Below are 14,870 nucleotides of genomic sequence, written 5' to 3' on the forward strand. Positions count from 1 at the left end.
AAAGATTGCGGACACGGAATGGATGCTGGGTTAGCAGAGCTTGCTGTCTCGGGCAGTCCCTTCCCTTGGTTGTCGCTGATTGTGCTGTTGCCGGCGGCAGCAGCTCTGGTGCTGCCACTGGTTCCGAGCAGCGAAGAGAAGCCATCCCCCGCGCCCAAGATCATCACCCTGGTCGTCCTTCTGGTCGATCTTCTTTTGATGATGGGGGTGTTTGCCACCCGCTTCGACCCCAGCACTGAAGGGCTGCAGCTGGTGGAGCGGGTGAGCTGGCTCCCAGCACTCGGCCTCGAATGGTCCCTTGGTGTGGATGGTCTTTCAGCACCTCTTGTGGTGCTCAGCGGCCTGGTCACGTTCCTGTCTGTGGCGGCCAGCTGGTCGGTTCAGCGCAAATCACGGCTGTACTTCGCCCTGATGCTTGTTCAGGCCTCGGCCCAGGGCCTGGTGTTTCTGTCGCAGGACTTCCTGCTCTTCTTCCTGGCCTGGGAGCTGGAACTGGTTCCCGTCTACCTGCTGATTGCCATCTGGGGCGGACAGAACCGCCAGTACGCCGCCACCAAATTCATCCTTTACACGGCCCTGGCCTCTCTACTGATCCTGATCAGCGGCCTGGCACTGGCCCTCTCCGGTGACACGTTCACCTTCAACATCACTGAACTGGCGGCCCGTTCTCCCGGCGGCAGCTTCGGCCTGTTGTGTTACGTGGGTTTCTTGATTGGCTTCGGCGTGAAACTGCCGATGTTCCCTCTCCACACCTGGCTGCCCGATGCCCACGGTGAGGCCAACGCTCCGGTGTCGATGCTGCTGGCCGGGGTGCTTCTCAAGATGGGCGGCTACGCCCTACTGCGCTTCAACGTGCAGATGCTTCCTGAAGCTCACGCCACCCTGGCGCCAGCCCTGGTGATCCTCGGGATCGTGAACATCGTTTACGGCGCGCTCAACGCCTTCGCCCAGGACAACGTGAAACGCAGGATTGCCTGCAGTTCCGTGAGCCACATGGGCTTTGTGCTGGTGGGGATCGGTGCCGTTGATGCCCTGGGAATCAGCGGAGCCATGCTCCAGATGGTGAGCCATGGCCTGATCGCAGCCGCGATGTTCTTCGTGACGGGCGTGTTCTACGAGCGAACCAAGACCCTCTCGATCCCCAACATGGGCGGTCTGGCCAAGGCGCTGCCCATCACGTTTGCCTTCTTCCTGGCCAGCTCCCTGGCGTCGCTGGCGCTGCCGGGCATGAGTGGCTTCATCAGTGAAATCACCGTGTTCCTTGGCATCACCAGCCAGGAAGCCTTCACGTCAGTGTTCCGATCGATCACCGTTCTGCTGGCCGCCATCGGACTGGTGCTCACACCTATTTATTTGCTCTCCATGTGCCGACGGGTGTTCTTCGGCCCCAGGATTCCGGCTCTGGCCAGCGTCGCTGACATGCGCCCCAGGGAGCTGGTGATTGGACTGAGCCTGCTGGTGCCAACCCTGGTGATCGGCATCTGGCCCCGCATTGCCATGGACCTCTACGAAGCTTCCACCAACGCTCTGGCCCTGCAGTTCATTGCCAGCTGAGATGTCGACTGTTTCCCCCCTCCTGCGCGGCCAAGGGCTTCCCGAGTTCCGGGCCATTTCCCCTGAGCTCGTCAGCACAGACATCCCGGTTTTGCTCGCACAGCTGGATCAGGACTTCACTGCGCTCGAGCAGGCTCTTGAGACAGCCCTCGCCGGCCCCTCGAAGCTGTCCTGGGATCGGGTGATGCAACCGCTGCAGGCCATCGGCGAACGGCTGCGTTGGAGCTGGGGTGTGGTGTCACACCTCAATGGCGTCTGCAATTCCCCTGAGCTGCGCGATGCCCATGCCGCCCAGCAACCGGATGTTGTGCGCCTCAGCAACCGGCTTGGCCAAAGCCAGATTCTTCATCGGGCCTTGATGGCCCTCCAAAGCGATCCCTCCGAACCGCTCAACCCAACCCAGGAGCGGATCCTGAAATCCGAGCTGCTCTCGATGCAGCAGCGCGGTGTTGGCCTCAGTGGCGATGAGAAGGCAGCCTTCAACAGCACCAGTGAACGCCTGGCCGCTCTCTCCACCCAGTTCGGCAACCACGTGCTCGATGCCACGCAGCAGTGGACCCTGAAACTCAGCCAGCCCCACGAGGTGGAAGGCCTGCCGCAACGGGCCTTGGAGGCACTGGCCGCCGCAGCGCGTGAAGCAGGGGATGCTGATGCATCTGCGGAGTCCGGCCCGTGGCTGCTGGGACTGGACATGCCCCGCTATCTGCCCTTTCTCACCCACGCCAACAACCGATCCCTGCGAGAGAAGGCCTATCGCGCCCATGTGGGGCGGGCCAGTGAAGGCGAACTCGACAACCGGGCACTGATCGAGGAGATCCTGACCCTGAGGCGCGAGCAAGCCTCCCGCCTGGGCTATGCCCATTGGGCTGACCTCAGCCTCAGCGCCAAGATGGCTGACGATGTTCCGGCGGTGGAAGCACTGCTGGAAGAACTGCGCGCTGCGGCATACCCAGCAGCTGAGCAAGAACTGCAGGATCTCCAAGCCATCGCTAGGGAGCACAAGGCCCCCGAAGCCGATGAGCTGGCCCCTTGGGACATCGCCTACTGGTCGGAGAAGTTGCGCCAATCCCGGTTCGATCTGGACCAAGAGGCGCTGCGTCCCTGGTTCCCGCTGCCGCAGGTGCTCGAAGGCCTGTTCAGCCTTTGTACGCGTCTGTTCGACGTCGAGATCGTTGCCGCCGACGGCGAGGCACCGACCTGGAACGACGATGTGCGCTTCTTCCGGGTGAAGCGCTCCGATGGCACACCGATTGCCGGCTTCTACCTCGACCCTTACAGCAGGCCCGCCAGCAAACGCGGCGGAGCCTGGATGGATGAATGCCTGGGCCTGAGCAAGAAACCTGATGGCTCTGTGGTGCTGCCGGTGGCCTACCTAGTCTGCAACCAGACCCCACCTGTGGGCGATACGCCCAGCCTGATGAGCTTTGAGGAAGTGGAGACCCTCTTCCATGAATTCGGCCATGGGCTCCAGCACATGCTCACCACCGTTGAGGAACCGGAAGCCGCCGGCATCAGCAACGTGGAATGGGATGCCGTGGAACTCCCCAGCCAGTTCATGGAGAACTGGTGCCTTGATCACGCCACCTTGATGGGCATGGCGCGCCACTGGCAAACCGGTGAACCCCTGCCTGAATCGGAATTCAACAAGCTGCGCAGCAGCCGCACCTTCAATGCAGGCCTCGCCACCCTGCGGCAGGTTCACTTTGCCTTGAGTGACCTTCGTCTCCACAGCCAGTGGACCCCGGAACTTGGCGTCAGCCCAGACGGACTGCGCCGTGAGATCGCGGCCACCACCACGGTGATGGATCCCATCCCGGAGGATCAGTTCCTCTGTGCCTTCGGCCACATCTTCGCGGGGGGCTACTCCGCCGGGTACTACTCCTACAAGTGGGCTGAGGTGCTCAGCGCAGATGCCTTCTCCGCTTTTGAGGAGGTGGGTCTGGATCAGGAGGATCAGGTGCGTGCAACGGGAGCCCGCTTCCGCGACACCGTGCTCAGCCTCGGTGGCAGCCGATCTCCAGCAGAGGTGTTTGAAGCCTTCCGAGGCCGTCCTGCCAGCACCGAAGCCCTGATTCGCCATTCCGGCCTGGTGGCCGCGGCCTGAGCTCAGGCGCGCAAGCTGCTGCAGAGCCGTCGAATCGCGGCGGGGTGGCTGATCAGTTGCTGATGGGTCCAGACCGGAATTTCCTCACACCGGCCCAAGGGCAGAACGGCCCTCCAGCCGGGGTAGACCATCAGATCCCAGCGGCAAAAGAAACTGGAGCACTCGACCCCAGCCAGGGCATCGGGTTGGCGATTCAGCTCGCGCAGCAGGCGACTTCCCACTTTCATGTCTGCCGCACCGGCCAGGAGCGGACGAGGAATCATCTGTGCAGCCAGGGTGCCCTGCTGCGGGCTGCCCACGCTGAGGAAGCGCCGGGTGCGCTGCACCCCCCCCAGTTCCTGCAGCCAGATCCTGCCGATCACGCCCCCCATCGAAAAACCCAGAAGATCAACCCTGGTGTCAGCACCAAAGCGCTGCTGGATGTGCTGATCCAGGCGAGAGGCCAGCTGCCGCAGGGGAATCCAACCCAGACCATGGGGCAGATGCGGCGCCAGCAGCGGGCGATCGGGCTGGTCCAACCCCTGAATTAATCGATGAAACAGGCGGGGCGTGTCCCAGAGACCATGGACCAGCACCAACGGGATGCTCACAGGGCTGATCTGCCGCCATGGCGGGAGCGTTCCACGAACACGCGGCCGTTAAATCCTGGAACCGGTGCAGCACATTTGGTCAATCGCAGCCAGACCGGGATGGGCCCGTACAACGTTTCCAGCCGATCCAGCATCTGCTCGCTGAAGTGCTCGATCGTGAGGCAACGAACCTGCCGGGACAAGCCTTGCAGGGCCTGAATGGCCACGCCGTAGTCCAGGCTCCGGCTCAGGTCGTCGGCCACGGCAGCAGCCTTCAGATCGAGCTGAACACTGAAATCAAGGCTGAACCATTGGCCATCCCGACGTTCCTGTTCCAACACCCCGACGTGGGCCCACAACCGCAGGTCCCTCACACCGATGCAATCCATCAGAGCGGCCGATCGATGTGGGTGAAGACGCGGCTGCCGTTGGCGTAGTCGGCAGCGATGTGGCCCTCGCCGCGCAACCGATAGCGGTAGGTCACCAACCCTTCCAGACCAACGGGTCCGCGGGGCGGCAGGGTCTGGGTGCTGATGCCCACCTCAGCGCCGAATCCGTAACGGAACCCATCGGCGAAGCGGCTGGAGCAGTTGTGATAGACGCCTGCGCTATCCACCGCCGCAAGGAAACGATCAGCCGCCTGGGCATCTTCCGTCAGGATCACTTCGGTGTGACGCGAGCCATAGGAGCGGATGTGATCGGTGGCTGCCTCGAGATCGTCCACCAGCTTCACCGCCAGGATCAGATCCAGATACTCCGTGCTCCAGTCCTCCTCCGTGGCCGCTTCCGCCACACCAAGGGCCACGCTCTCGGCATCGCCCCGCAGCTGCACCCCGGCAGCAGCGAAGGCCGGCAGCGCCGCGGCGAGAAAAGGCTGCGCAATCGAGCGGTGCACCAGCAAGGTCTCAATGGCGTTGCAGGCGGCGGGGTACTGGCTCTTGCTGTCCACCGCCACCCGAACGGCTTTGTCGACGTCGGCCGCCTCATCCACGTAGAGGTGGCACACCCCATCGGCATGGCCCAGCACCGGAATGCGGGTGTTGTCCTGGATGAAGCGCACCAGTTCGTTGCTTCCCCTGGGAATGATCAAGTCCACGAGGCCATCGAGACGCAACAAGGCCAGGCTTTCTTGACGGGTAGTGAGCAGAGCCAGGGCATCGGCAGACACCGGACTGGCCGCCAGGCCTGCCTGCAGGGCCTCCATCACAGCCTCATTGGTGCAGCGAGCCTCACTGCCCCCTTTCAACAGAGCACCGTTGCCCGAACGGATCGCCAGCGAGGCGATCTGCATCACCGCATCCGGCCTGGCTTCAAAGATCACACCCACCACCCCGAGCGGAACGGAGACCCGTTCCAGCACCAGGCCCTGATCCAGCTCCCGATGCAACTGACGACAACCCAGCGGGTCACTGAGGCTGGCCACCTTGCGGACGCCATCAATGGCCGCCGCCAACTTGGTGTCATCAAGCTTCAGCCGCGCCATCAAAGCCGGCGCCAACCCCTCGGCTGCAGAGCGTTGGAGGTCTTCACGGTTGGCCGCGAGGATGCTTTCCGCACGGTCGGTCAGCGCGTCCGCCATCGCCTGAAGCGCCTGAGCTCTCTGACCGTCATCGGTCTGCCCCAGATCAACAGCAGCACGGCGAACAGCCGCGGCACGCTGCAGCAACGCAGCAGAAGGCTCTGGAACGCTGGACATCAAGGCAATCAATCTGGAGCCATTATCCCGTTCAGCCGCTGCAGAGCGAGTCGCGCAGCCCCCAGGCGTCCAGCGCCGTTCCCCAGACAGGCGGCTTCGATCCGCAACCCCTCCCTTGAGACGGCCTGAACCCGCGACTCCACCTCGCGGCGCACCGCTGGCAGAAAGTGGCGGGCAGCACCGGCCAGACCGCCACCCAGCAACACCAACTGCGGCGTGAACACGTACACCAGCGAAGCAACGCCACAGCCCAGGCGCTCGCCGTAACGGCTCCAAACCTCCAGGGCCTCCGGATCACCAGCATCGGCCTCTGCACTGAGCTCGCGGGGATCGCGATCACACAAGCGCCGCAGGCCGGTGATGCTGGCGAACTGCTCCAGGGAGCCACGGTTACCGCTGTTGCAGGCCGGACCATCGGGCTGAACCCCGATCAGACCGGGTTCCGCTGCAGCGCCGTTGTGGCCCGTGAACAGCTCACCCCTTAGAAGCACCCCCCCTCCCACACCGGTTCCGAGGGTCAGCAGCACCACATCATCAACACCACGGGCGGCGCCCAGCCAGGCCTCACCGACCACCGCACAGTTGCCATCGTTGGCAAGGGTGACCCGGCGGTTGAGCCTGGACTCCAGCCAATCCGACAGCGGCACGTCCTCCCAGCCGGGCAGGTTGATGCAAACCCGGGCCACCCGAGCCGCCGCATCCATGGGACCGGGGAGGCCAATGCCGACCGCCTCAGCCGCATGCTCAGGATCAATCTGTTCAATGGCGTCACACAGGGCCATCGTCACGGCGCCAGGTACGGCGGGCTGCGGTGTGGGGCATTGCGCCTCAGCCAGCACCGTTCCATCAGCACGAATCCGGGCCAGCTTGATCGCCGTGCCCCCGAGATCCACTCCAATCACCTGCGCGGTAGGCATGGCTCAGAACCGGAAGAACACCTGCAACTGGCTCTGCCAGGTGCCATTGGCATCCATGGCCGCGGAAACTGACGTGGTCGGTGTCAGCCGATAGGAGACCGTTCCTTGTGGAGGAACTTCAACATCGGTTGTGTTCGGTGCCATCAGTAAGGAGAGGTTGAGTTTGTCAGTCAGCGCCAAACCAAACTCAGTCACCACTGTCAATGTCGGCGAAACGTTGCCGGAGGTGCGCTCCTTATCTGATTTCACCTCGGGGTTGACGTAGGTGGGGAAGATCGCCACCTGAAGCCGTTGCCCCATGGCATCGGTCAACGTGCCCAGCACCGGTGACAGCAGCGACTGACTCAGCATCGTGGCCAACGCGGCTCCCCCATTACTGCCTAAAGAAGCCAGGGAATTGCCACCGATCAAACCCAACAGCTGTTGCTCGCTCATCGGGGGTGAGCTTCGTAAAACAAGATTGTTTCTGTCACCCAGACGGTTGGCCGGGCCAGTGGCCTGGACCATGACCTTCACCAGTCGAAGCTGGCCAACCGCGGCGTGAGCGCTGCCAGTGCCATTTGAAGCAAAGAGGTTGGTGCTGGTGAGCTGATCGCTGTTGCCAGCGGTAACGGTGTCGGAGACCCTGGCTTGCATAGCGACATCTACGTAGGGAATAAGTCCCAACGAGGGCGTGAACACCGCAACGTTCTCCTCCTGCGGATCCAAACGGAGGGGAGCGAGAGGAGGAATCCAGATCCTGCCGGCATTAAGCCGGATCACCCCTCTTGCCTGCAGAGAGGGGTCGACAGGGCCATTCAGTGTCACCACACCCCCCCCTTGAAAACTGATCGAGGGCATCAGCACCCTGGTGTCCGGCCCGAGGGCTAGCCGAAGGTTCTCAAGGCGGATGGCGGACAGCGTTGGCATGAACCGTTGCGGCTGATCCGGAGCTTGGATGGATCGGTTGGGACCCATCAGAACCAGGGGTTCCTGGAAGTCCCACTCCTCCTCCAAAAGTGTGTTCAACGCCTGAGGACCGAGCTGCACCGCCGCTGAGGAGCCCTCCACTCCGGTGGGAACCGGGGCCTGAATTCCGCCCCGCCGCAACCGTCCGAAGAAGCCGGACTGGGGCCGAAGCGTGCCCCGCGACAGGTCCAGATGTCCGGAGAGGACGGGTTGCAGCAAAGCTCCAGAAACCTGCAGTTCGCCATCGGCCTGGAACTGCACGATCGGCTGTCGAATCTGAGCTTGGCTGAGTTGCAGGGTGAGCGGTGAAGACCCGTTCTGGGGGGTGAACAAGCCAAGGCTTCCTGAACCGCGCAGCAAGCCGCCGCGGCCCACTTCAGCCTCCAGGCGTTGCACCAAGACGCGATCGAAATCGAACAGGATCGAGGCGTTGATCCGACTCAGCTCCTGTTCACCGATGCTGAGATCTCCATTGCTGACCACCACAAAGCCATTGGCTTGCGGTTGGTTCAACGGCCCGCGCAGCAACAGCCGCAGATTGGTGCTGCCCTGCTTCACGGCCAGGGAATCCCCAGCGAGAAGCGTCAACACGCCAAGGGCATCCCCATGGCTTTCCAGCCTCAGGTTCAAATCCGAATCGGGGTTGAAGGGCACCGTGCCGGACACGATGACGGCTTCCTTGCTCTCGCCTCCCTTCAGGGCCAGGTTCAAGCGGATCAACTCACGCTCAACGACAACCGATCGCTGCTCCAACTGCAGGGGCTGGCCCGCCAGGCTGGCGGAGTCGAGCAGCAGATCGGAAACCAGCAGGGGGGCCGTTCCGCTGAGGTTGTAGCGGCCGCGGATGCCAACACTGCCGCGGAGCTGCGGCGGCACAGGAGCCAACAACGCCAGCAGAGAGAGCGGAACCTGCAGCAGGGAGAGGTCACCGGATCCACCGAGCAACGGGCCGCGAAGCGTGGCGACCATCGGTTCAAGCTGGAGTGCCTTGGCCTGGTCATCCCCTTCAATCCAAAGGTGGGCCTTGGCGATCAGATCGGCGTTCAGGCGCTTTGGATCAGGACCGTCGATCGTTCCCGACAGATTGACCCGCCCCTCCAGACGCTCCAGCTCAGGGCCCTTGCGGGGGTGAGCCAGGGCATAGGCCTCAATCGCCCGGCGCGATGCCGCCAGAGCTTGCAACTGACCATCAAGCGACCCACCAAAGGTGTTGATGAACAGGGTTCCGAGATCCTCGGCACGGCCGGGGGCCAGGCCCGGTTCGGGATCGCTCCCTCTCAACTGACGGGCCAGAAGCGTCAGCCAGGTCACATCCAGGCCTTCGGCCTCGATGCCGCTGTGCATCCAGCCACCCAGATCGCCACGGGCCTTCAGCCGAATGCTGCCCTGCAATGGCGTCAGTGCTGCATTGGCCTGAAAACGGCCATCCCCGAGGGACCCCTCCAGCTCGAGGCTCTGCACGGCAACCCCCGCCATCGAGCCGTCCGCAATGACGGCAGACCCACGGATCGCGAGGGGGCCCGTGGCAAGGCTCCCTGCACCCGAGAGCTGACCTGCCACCGCTTTGGGCTGGTTGACCGGCGGCACGATGAAACGAAGTCCATCGATGTTGAGGTCCGCTGCACGCCAGTGGTAGCGGCGTTGCTCTCCAGCCGGAGCCAGCTCGCGCAAGCGCAACTGCCCCTCACCCCGGCGCAAGAGCACGGTCTTGGGCCAAGCATCGGCATCGAGTTCAGCCACGAGCGAGCCGGGCACGACAGGCTGCTGGGCCGCCATCGCCAGACGAGCACCACGGCCCAGTTCACCGTTGAGGCTGCCTTGCCAGCGTTCGGGAACCTGCAAGGCACCAACGCGGGGTTGATTCAGCGTCAGGCTGATGTCGGGCTGAAGCCCCGACAGGGGACCCTTCACGCGACCCCGCGCCGCCACCTGCCCGCCCAGCGGCGTGCCGATCAAGGGGGTGAAACGGCTCAGGCTGAAAGGTTGGAGTTCAAAGCCGCTCTGAAGCTCACCGGTTTGCAACCGCCCCTGGGCCAGTTGAAGAGGAAGGCGCGCTTCCGCCCGCAACAGCGGACTGGTGAAGTGATCCAGCACCAGGGCGGAGTCCTGCGAGGACCATCGGGTCTGAAACGACCACTCGTCCAGAAACGGGTTGGACGCCTGGCCAAGCTTCAGGCTCAGCTCCGGTGACGCCAACCCACCAATGACGTCGACGCTTCCAAGGAGCGGAGCGGTTTGGCCCAGTCCGGCCTGCAGGGTCGGCAGCGCAGACCAGAAGCGGGGATCGATCTGCAGCTCCGTGCTGCGCAGATCTAATCGGGATCCAATCGTCCCGGCTAGCCCGAAGCGCAGTCCCGGGGCACTGAGGCGGAGCCTGTCCACGGCAACAGACGGTTGCTGGTCTTGCAACCAGGGGGTGCGCCACTGAGCGTCCAGCGTCAGGACTGTGTTGAGCCCTGTGGCCTCAGGCAGCTGGATCTCACCATCTGTACTCCACCGGGGCTCCCCCCAGGGGCCCTGGATCCTGAGCTTCAACCGGTCCTGGCTTGCAGAGCTGAGGTCTGTACGGCGAACGTCAGCCTGGAGATCAAAGCTCTTGTTCAAGGCAACGGACCCTGAGGCCCGAGCCTCAAAGGCTCCGTAACGCAGTGTTGCGGGCTGCAAGGTGAGTTGATCGCCCTTGCAAGCGACCCTGAGGCGATTGCTGTTCAGCGCAGCAAGTTCGAGACGCTTGAGGCTGAGCCCACCTCGACAGTTCAACGACCCACCGGCCCAGCCGATCTGAACATCTCCCTCCAAGGTTCCAGAGGCATCCAGATCCTGAGCGGGGGCGATGACGGCCCCCAACGGTTTCAGGTTGAGCCGATCCAGCCGCGTTCGAAGCCTGAAGCGAGGGCGATCCCAATGCCCTTGTGCATCGAGCCGCAGCACCCCTTCTGCGTCGAGCCAGCGAAGTTCCGATGCGGTACTGAAAAAAGCCTCCCCGAGCCGCACTGCGCCCCGACTGCGGAGTTCAAGGGTCTGCTGCTGAGGACCGAAACGGAGCAATGCAGGATCGGCCAACCGGTACTGCACGCCAAGTCGCGGCAGGGTGCCGTCGCCGCTCAGGGGCCCAAAGGTCCAGTACCCACCAGCCTCATTGGCCTGCAACTGACCACGCAGCCTGTGCACCGTGATCTGCAGAACCGGTTGCAGACGCCGAAGACTCGCCAAGGGAGCAAGGCCCACCTCCAGCCCCGCCAGGCTCAGTTCAGAACGATCCGCCGCCGACGGCAAGATTCGACTCGGCCCGATGGCGATCCCCAGGCCCAAGGGGCGAAGTCCTTCGTAAGGGCCAAGATCCACGTCGTGGCCCAGAGGACCCGACAACGTGCGCTCCAAGCTGGGGCGCACCCGGCTCAGGATGCCTTCGGCAGCGCGGTCAAGGGCGATCAAGCCTGCTGCTCCAGCCCCGACCAGAACAAAACTTCCCGCAACCAACCAGGTCCTGCGCCGCGTTTTCCCCATCAGACGCGGCGGTCTCCCCGGAATCTCGCGCAATATAAGGAGACTGTTTTCAGTCCACCAGACCCCATGGCCTTCGATCAGCTGCTGCTTACTGCCGCTCCCTGGCTGGGTTGGTCTGGGCTTGGGCTCGGAGCGCTAACGGCAGTTGCCTTTCTCGCCAAGTGGGGCATTCGGTTTCGACTGGTCGGCGTGAGCAGCTTCACCCTGCTTCTGGCCGTGAGTTGCTGGGCATTCGGCGTGAGCTACACACCGCCAGTGGTGGTGGAGGGTGCAGTGCGGGCACCGATCGTGTTCGATAACGGCAACGACCTGGTGGTCGCCCAGGTTCCTGCCGACCTGGCCCTAACAACAGTTCAAGCCACCCTTGAGCAATTGGAGGGCAACCTGCGCGGCTCAGGTCGCTCCAGCAGCACCGTGCTGGTGCGGTTGCGGGGCATCCAGCCGGAGGGCGATGGGCTGGGACGCCCCGTCATCCTGGGCGAGGTGAGCAAGACCTTGCGTTGATGCCGAACTTCAACGATGCGATCGAGGAGCTCCCCCAGTCGTTTCGCAGGGAACAACAGGAACTGGATCGGGCCGGTATCAAGCGCTGGTCCAGCATTCGCGATCTAACGGATCTGCAACTGAGCCAACTCGCCCGCAGTGGCCAGGCTTCGGCCCGAAACCTCAAGCGGCTGCGGGGCATGGCCGATTTGGTCTGCCGCTTGGATTTGCCTCCCCAGGACGCCGCGCTGCTGATGCATGCGGGCATCGCCACGCCCGCCGCTCTGGCGGCATGCACCCCTGAACGTCTCGTGCGCCAGACCGGAAGGCTGGAGCGCAGCCTTGGAACCAAACGGCCTGCCGTGGTGGATCTGCGGGTGGCCGGCGATTGGATCCGCCGCGCCAGGCAACTGGCGAACTGACCCCAGCCACCCTGCCTTGACATCCAAACCTGCGTATGAACCTGTTATGGACTTGAAACTCCTACGCACAGCTTTGATCGCTCTGGCGCTCCTGGGCTCACCATTGCTCGTGGTTGCCGCTGACTCGGACTTGCTCAACAGCGTCAAACGCAATCCTGAAAAAGCAAAGGCCATGTGCCGTTCGTTCCGGCAAATGAACGCCAACGGCCGATCGGCATTCTCCAAGCCCTACATCAACCAGGTCGCCGCCAGCGAGAAGCTGAGTTTTCAGGATGCGGAAATCCTCATGACCTACATCGTGGGGATGCATTGCGCCGATGTCCGCTGAGACCAGCGGAATTGTCTGCCGGTCTGCAGCGCTGAGGACTGCCGATGGCGTGGTGCTGCGGTCACGGTTGTGGCATCCAAGCGGCGAAGGCCCCTGGCCTGCCCTGCTGATGCGGCAGCCCTACGGGAGCCGCATCGCCTCAACCGTGACCTACGCCCACCCCAGTTGGTGGGCGTCCCATGGCTTCCTGGTGGTTGTTCAGGACGTCCGAGGACAAGGCGAGTCGGAGGGACGTTTCCGGGGGTTTGGTCAGGAAGCAGCCGACACCCCCGCCACCCATGCCTGGCTGCGGCAGCTGCCGGAATGCAATGGACGCCTGGGGGTCTACGGGTTTTCTTATCAGGGCCTGACCCAGCTCACCGCAGCTGAATCGGCCCCACCGCCGGAGTGCACAGCTCCGGCGATGACCGGCCTGGACGAACGACGCCATTGGAGTTGTGAAGGCGGTGCCCACTGGTGGCACCTCGGCCTGGGATGGGGGCTGCAGCTAGCGGCCCTCCAGGCCCAGCGACGCGGAGATGCAACGGCCTGGCTGGAGATCCGCCGAAGCCTTGAAGACAACCGCTATCTGCGGGACGGACCAACCCTGCTGGAGCGCCATGACCCCGAAGGCATGACCTGGAGCTGGTTGAACAACGACCCCAGCAACGATCAGCAGTGGACGGTTCATCACGCCCCGGAGAGCTGGCTCCAGCGGCCGATGCTGTTGATCGGTGGATGGTGGGATCCGCATCTGGTGGGTCTGCTGGACCTCTGGCATCGCAGCCAAGCGGCCGGCGGGCAGCCCTCCCTGCACATCGGGCCGGCCTCCCATCTGCAGTGGTGGCCGGAAACCCAGCAGCTGATGCTTCAGTTCTTCCAACAACATCTGCAGGATCGCCCCCCGCAGGAACCGCAGCCCAGTCACCAGCTCTGGAACATCACCCAGCATCAGTGGAACGCGATCCCCGCACCCGCCACGGGCAGGTCAGCGTCATGGGGACTGCGGAGCCATGGACTGGCCTGCATCGACCCAAGTGAAGGCGCCCTTGTGGCGGATGGAGAAGGAGAAGGAAGCGTGGTCATCGTTCACGACCCCTGGCGACCGGTTCCGGCCATCGGAGGACACCTCGGAACAAACCCTGGCCCCGCTGAGCGCACGGCCGTGGATCAACGCAGCGACGTCGCGACATTCACCACCGCACCCCTGGTCGATGAGCTGCTGCTGTCAGGTCAACCGCACCTCCTGTTGGACGCCGAAGCGGACCAGCCCGGGTTTGATCTCTGCATCAGCCTCTCGCGCCTGCCCGCGGAAACCAACAGCGTTGATCAACTGAGCACGGGAGTCGTCCGGATTCGCGGAGAGGAGGCGTTGCAGCCAGCCAGGCGCAGCGTGATCCTCCAGCCGCTGCACGCGAGCCTGGCTTGTGGCGATCGACTGAGGATCTCCGTTGCCGCAGCAGCGTGGCCCGCCATTGGCGTCAACCCTGGCCACGATGCCGTTGCCTGCGGAGCACCAAGCCCAGAGCATCGTGTGGTGACGCTGACACTGAAACTTGCTGGCTCCACCCTGCAGCTGAACCCCTTTGATTCCGGCAGGCTGAAGCTCGACTGACGTTTGTGCTTTGAAGCTCTCCGCTGCCCTGCTGGCCATCGCTCTGTCGGCTCCCATGGGGTTGATCAGTCCCGCAGCAGCGGAGCAACTCACCAGAACCGAACTCACCCCAGCCCAGGCAACGGCGGCGGCTGAACTGCTGCTGGAGGCGCTCAAAAATCGCCAGGAGACGTCATGCATGACGCTCTCGCAGCCCCGGTTCAGACCAGCGTTGATATGAACACCGTCCAGGCACGCCTGAACCAACGCGCGGCCATTGATGCAAGCCGCGTTGTCAGCGTGACCCCTGGCTACAACACAACAACCATCGATGCGGTGGTGACCACTGCATCCGGTGACGAAGGGGTGCTGATGGTGCTGGATGAGGACGGCAAACTGCTCGCCTGGAAGTGGAGCGACCGGATCCAGCCGATCGAGACAACGGCCCTCGACTTCACCCGCGACCTGGCAGCAGGACGCTGGATTGCCGCACGATCCAAGATGTCCCTCCAACTCCAGGAGGAGCTGGCCCCGGGAGATCTGGAACGCAAATGGACCAAGCTCAGCCAGGTGTCAGGTGGGTTCCGCAAGGTCAAGGACGCTGTGATCGCCCATCAAGGCGGCGATCAGCAGCTCGTGCTGGTGGCTGTCGCCTTCGGTCTGGCCACCACCAACCTGTTCGTGATCTTTGACGCAAACGGTCGGATCATCAACGTCGACATTTCCCAAGACTTCATCTGATCAACAGCGGATCTGTTTCGTAAATCGG

The 14,870-nt window shown here is 63.5% G+C and carries 13 protein-coding genes; 8 read left to right on the forward strand and 5 right to left on the reverse strand.

Features of this window, described 5'->3' with window-relative positions; genetic code table 11:
* Positions 1–18: 18 nt before the first annotated feature.
* Both DXY04_RS01320 and DXY04_RS01325 read left to right on the forward strand, forming a co-directional pair.
* Positions 19–1,554: an NAD(P)H-quinone oxidoreductase subunit 4 gene (locus DXY04_RS01320; RefSeq protein WP_114988316.1), complete on the forward strand. Its 1,536-nt coding sequence runs from the start codon at positions 19–21 to the stop codon at positions 1,552–1,554.
* Between the two features lies 1 nt (position 1,555).
* On the forward strand, positions 1,556–3,658 hold the full coding sequence (locus tag DXY04_RS01325; RefSeq protein ID WP_115160663.1) for a M3 family metallopeptidase: 2,103 nt from the start codon (positions 1,556–1,558) through the stop codon (positions 3,656–3,658).
* A 2-nt stretch (positions 3,659–3,660) separates the two neighbouring features.
* Here DXY04_RS01325 and DXY04_RS01330 read toward each other — a convergent pair whose 3' ends face one another.
* From DXY04_RS01330 to DXY04_RS01350, 5 genes are read right to left on the reverse strand one after another with little or no spacing between them, the layout of a single operon-like run.
* On the reverse strand, positions 3,661–4,248 hold the full coding sequence (locus tag DXY04_RS01330) for a triacylglycerol lipase (protein ID WP_115160664.1): 588 nt from the start codon (positions 4,246–4,248) through the stop codon (positions 3,661–3,663).
* Positions 4,245–4,616 (reverse strand): dihydroneopterin aldolase, encoded by a 372-nt coding sequence (locus DXY04_RS01335; protein ID WP_115160665.1) that lies wholly within the window; start codon positions 4,614–4,616, stop codon positions 4,245–4,247. Before DXY04_RS01335 ends, DXY04_RS01330 begins: the two co-directional genes overlap by 4 nt.
* Positions 4,616–5,923 (reverse strand): glutamate-5-semialdehyde dehydrogenase, encoded by a 1,308-nt coding sequence (locus tag DXY04_RS01340; protein ID WP_170951303.1) that lies wholly within the window; start codon positions 5,921–5,923, stop codon positions 4,616–4,618. Before DXY04_RS01340 ends, DXY04_RS01335 begins: the two co-directional genes overlap by 1 nt.
* A gap of 8 nt (positions 5,924–5,931) precedes the next feature.
* Entirely contained in the window at positions 5,932–6,840 is a 909-nt protein-coding gene (locus tag DXY04_RS01345) for an ROK family protein (RefSeq protein WP_115160667.1), read from the reverse strand.
* A gap of 3 nt (positions 6,841–6,843) precedes the next feature.
* On the reverse strand, positions 6,844–11,295 hold the full coding sequence (locus DXY04_RS01350) for a translocation/assembly module TamB domain-containing protein (protein ID WP_244278536.1): 4,452 nt from the start codon (positions 11,293–11,295) through the stop codon (positions 6,844–6,846).
* Positions 11,296–11,361: 66 nt separating this feature from the next.
* Here DXY04_RS01350 and DXY04_RS01355 point away from each other — a divergent pair, with 66 nt between their 5' ends.
* Genes DXY04_RS01355 through DXY04_RS01375 form a run of 6 tightly spaced genes read left to right on the forward strand, consistent with a single transcriptional unit; the run spans position 11,362 to position 14,842 of the window.
* Complete coding sequence (locus DXY04_RS01355) at positions 11,362–11,799, forward strand: Ycf51 family protein (RefSeq protein ID WP_115160669.1); 438 nt, start codon at positions 11,362–11,364, stop codon at positions 11,797–11,799.
* Complete coding sequence (locus DXY04_RS01360; RefSeq protein WP_115160670.1) at positions 11,799–12,200, forward strand: DUF4332 domain-containing protein; 402 nt, start codon at positions 11,799–11,801, stop codon at positions 12,198–12,200. Before DXY04_RS01355 ends, DXY04_RS01360 begins: the two co-directional genes overlap by 1 nt.
* Before the next feature lie 46 nt (positions 12,201–12,246).
* On the forward strand, positions 12,247–12,528 hold the full coding sequence (locus DXY04_RS01365) for a hypothetical protein (RefSeq protein ID WP_244278537.1): 282 nt from the start codon (positions 12,247–12,249) through the stop codon (positions 12,526–12,528).
* Positions 12,518–14,122: a CocE/NonD family hydrolase gene (locus DXY04_RS01370; RefSeq protein ID WP_115160671.1), complete on the forward strand. Its 1,605-nt coding sequence runs from the start codon at positions 12,518–12,520 to the stop codon at positions 14,120–14,122. The genes DXY04_RS01365 and DXY04_RS01370 overlap by 11 nt, the downstream gene beginning before the upstream one ends.
* Before the next feature lie 10 nt (positions 14,123–14,132).
* Complete coding sequence (locus tag DXY04_RS12405; protein WP_244278538.1) at positions 14,133–14,342, forward strand: hypothetical protein; 210 nt, start codon at positions 14,133–14,135, stop codon at positions 14,340–14,342.
* Positions 14,297–14,842: a DUF3887 domain-containing protein gene (locus DXY04_RS01375; RefSeq protein ID WP_244278539.1), complete on the forward strand. Its 546-nt coding sequence runs from the start codon at positions 14,297–14,299 to the stop codon at positions 14,840–14,842. Before DXY04_RS12405 ends, DXY04_RS01375 begins: the two co-directional genes overlap by 46 nt.
* Positions 14,843–14,870: the final 28 nt, after the last annotated feature.

It is taken from the genome of Synechococcus sp. UW86, assembly GCF_900474085.1.
Taxonomy (GTDB): domain Bacteria; phylum Cyanobacteriota; class Cyanobacteriia; order PCC-6307; family Cyanobiaceae; genus Parasynechococcus.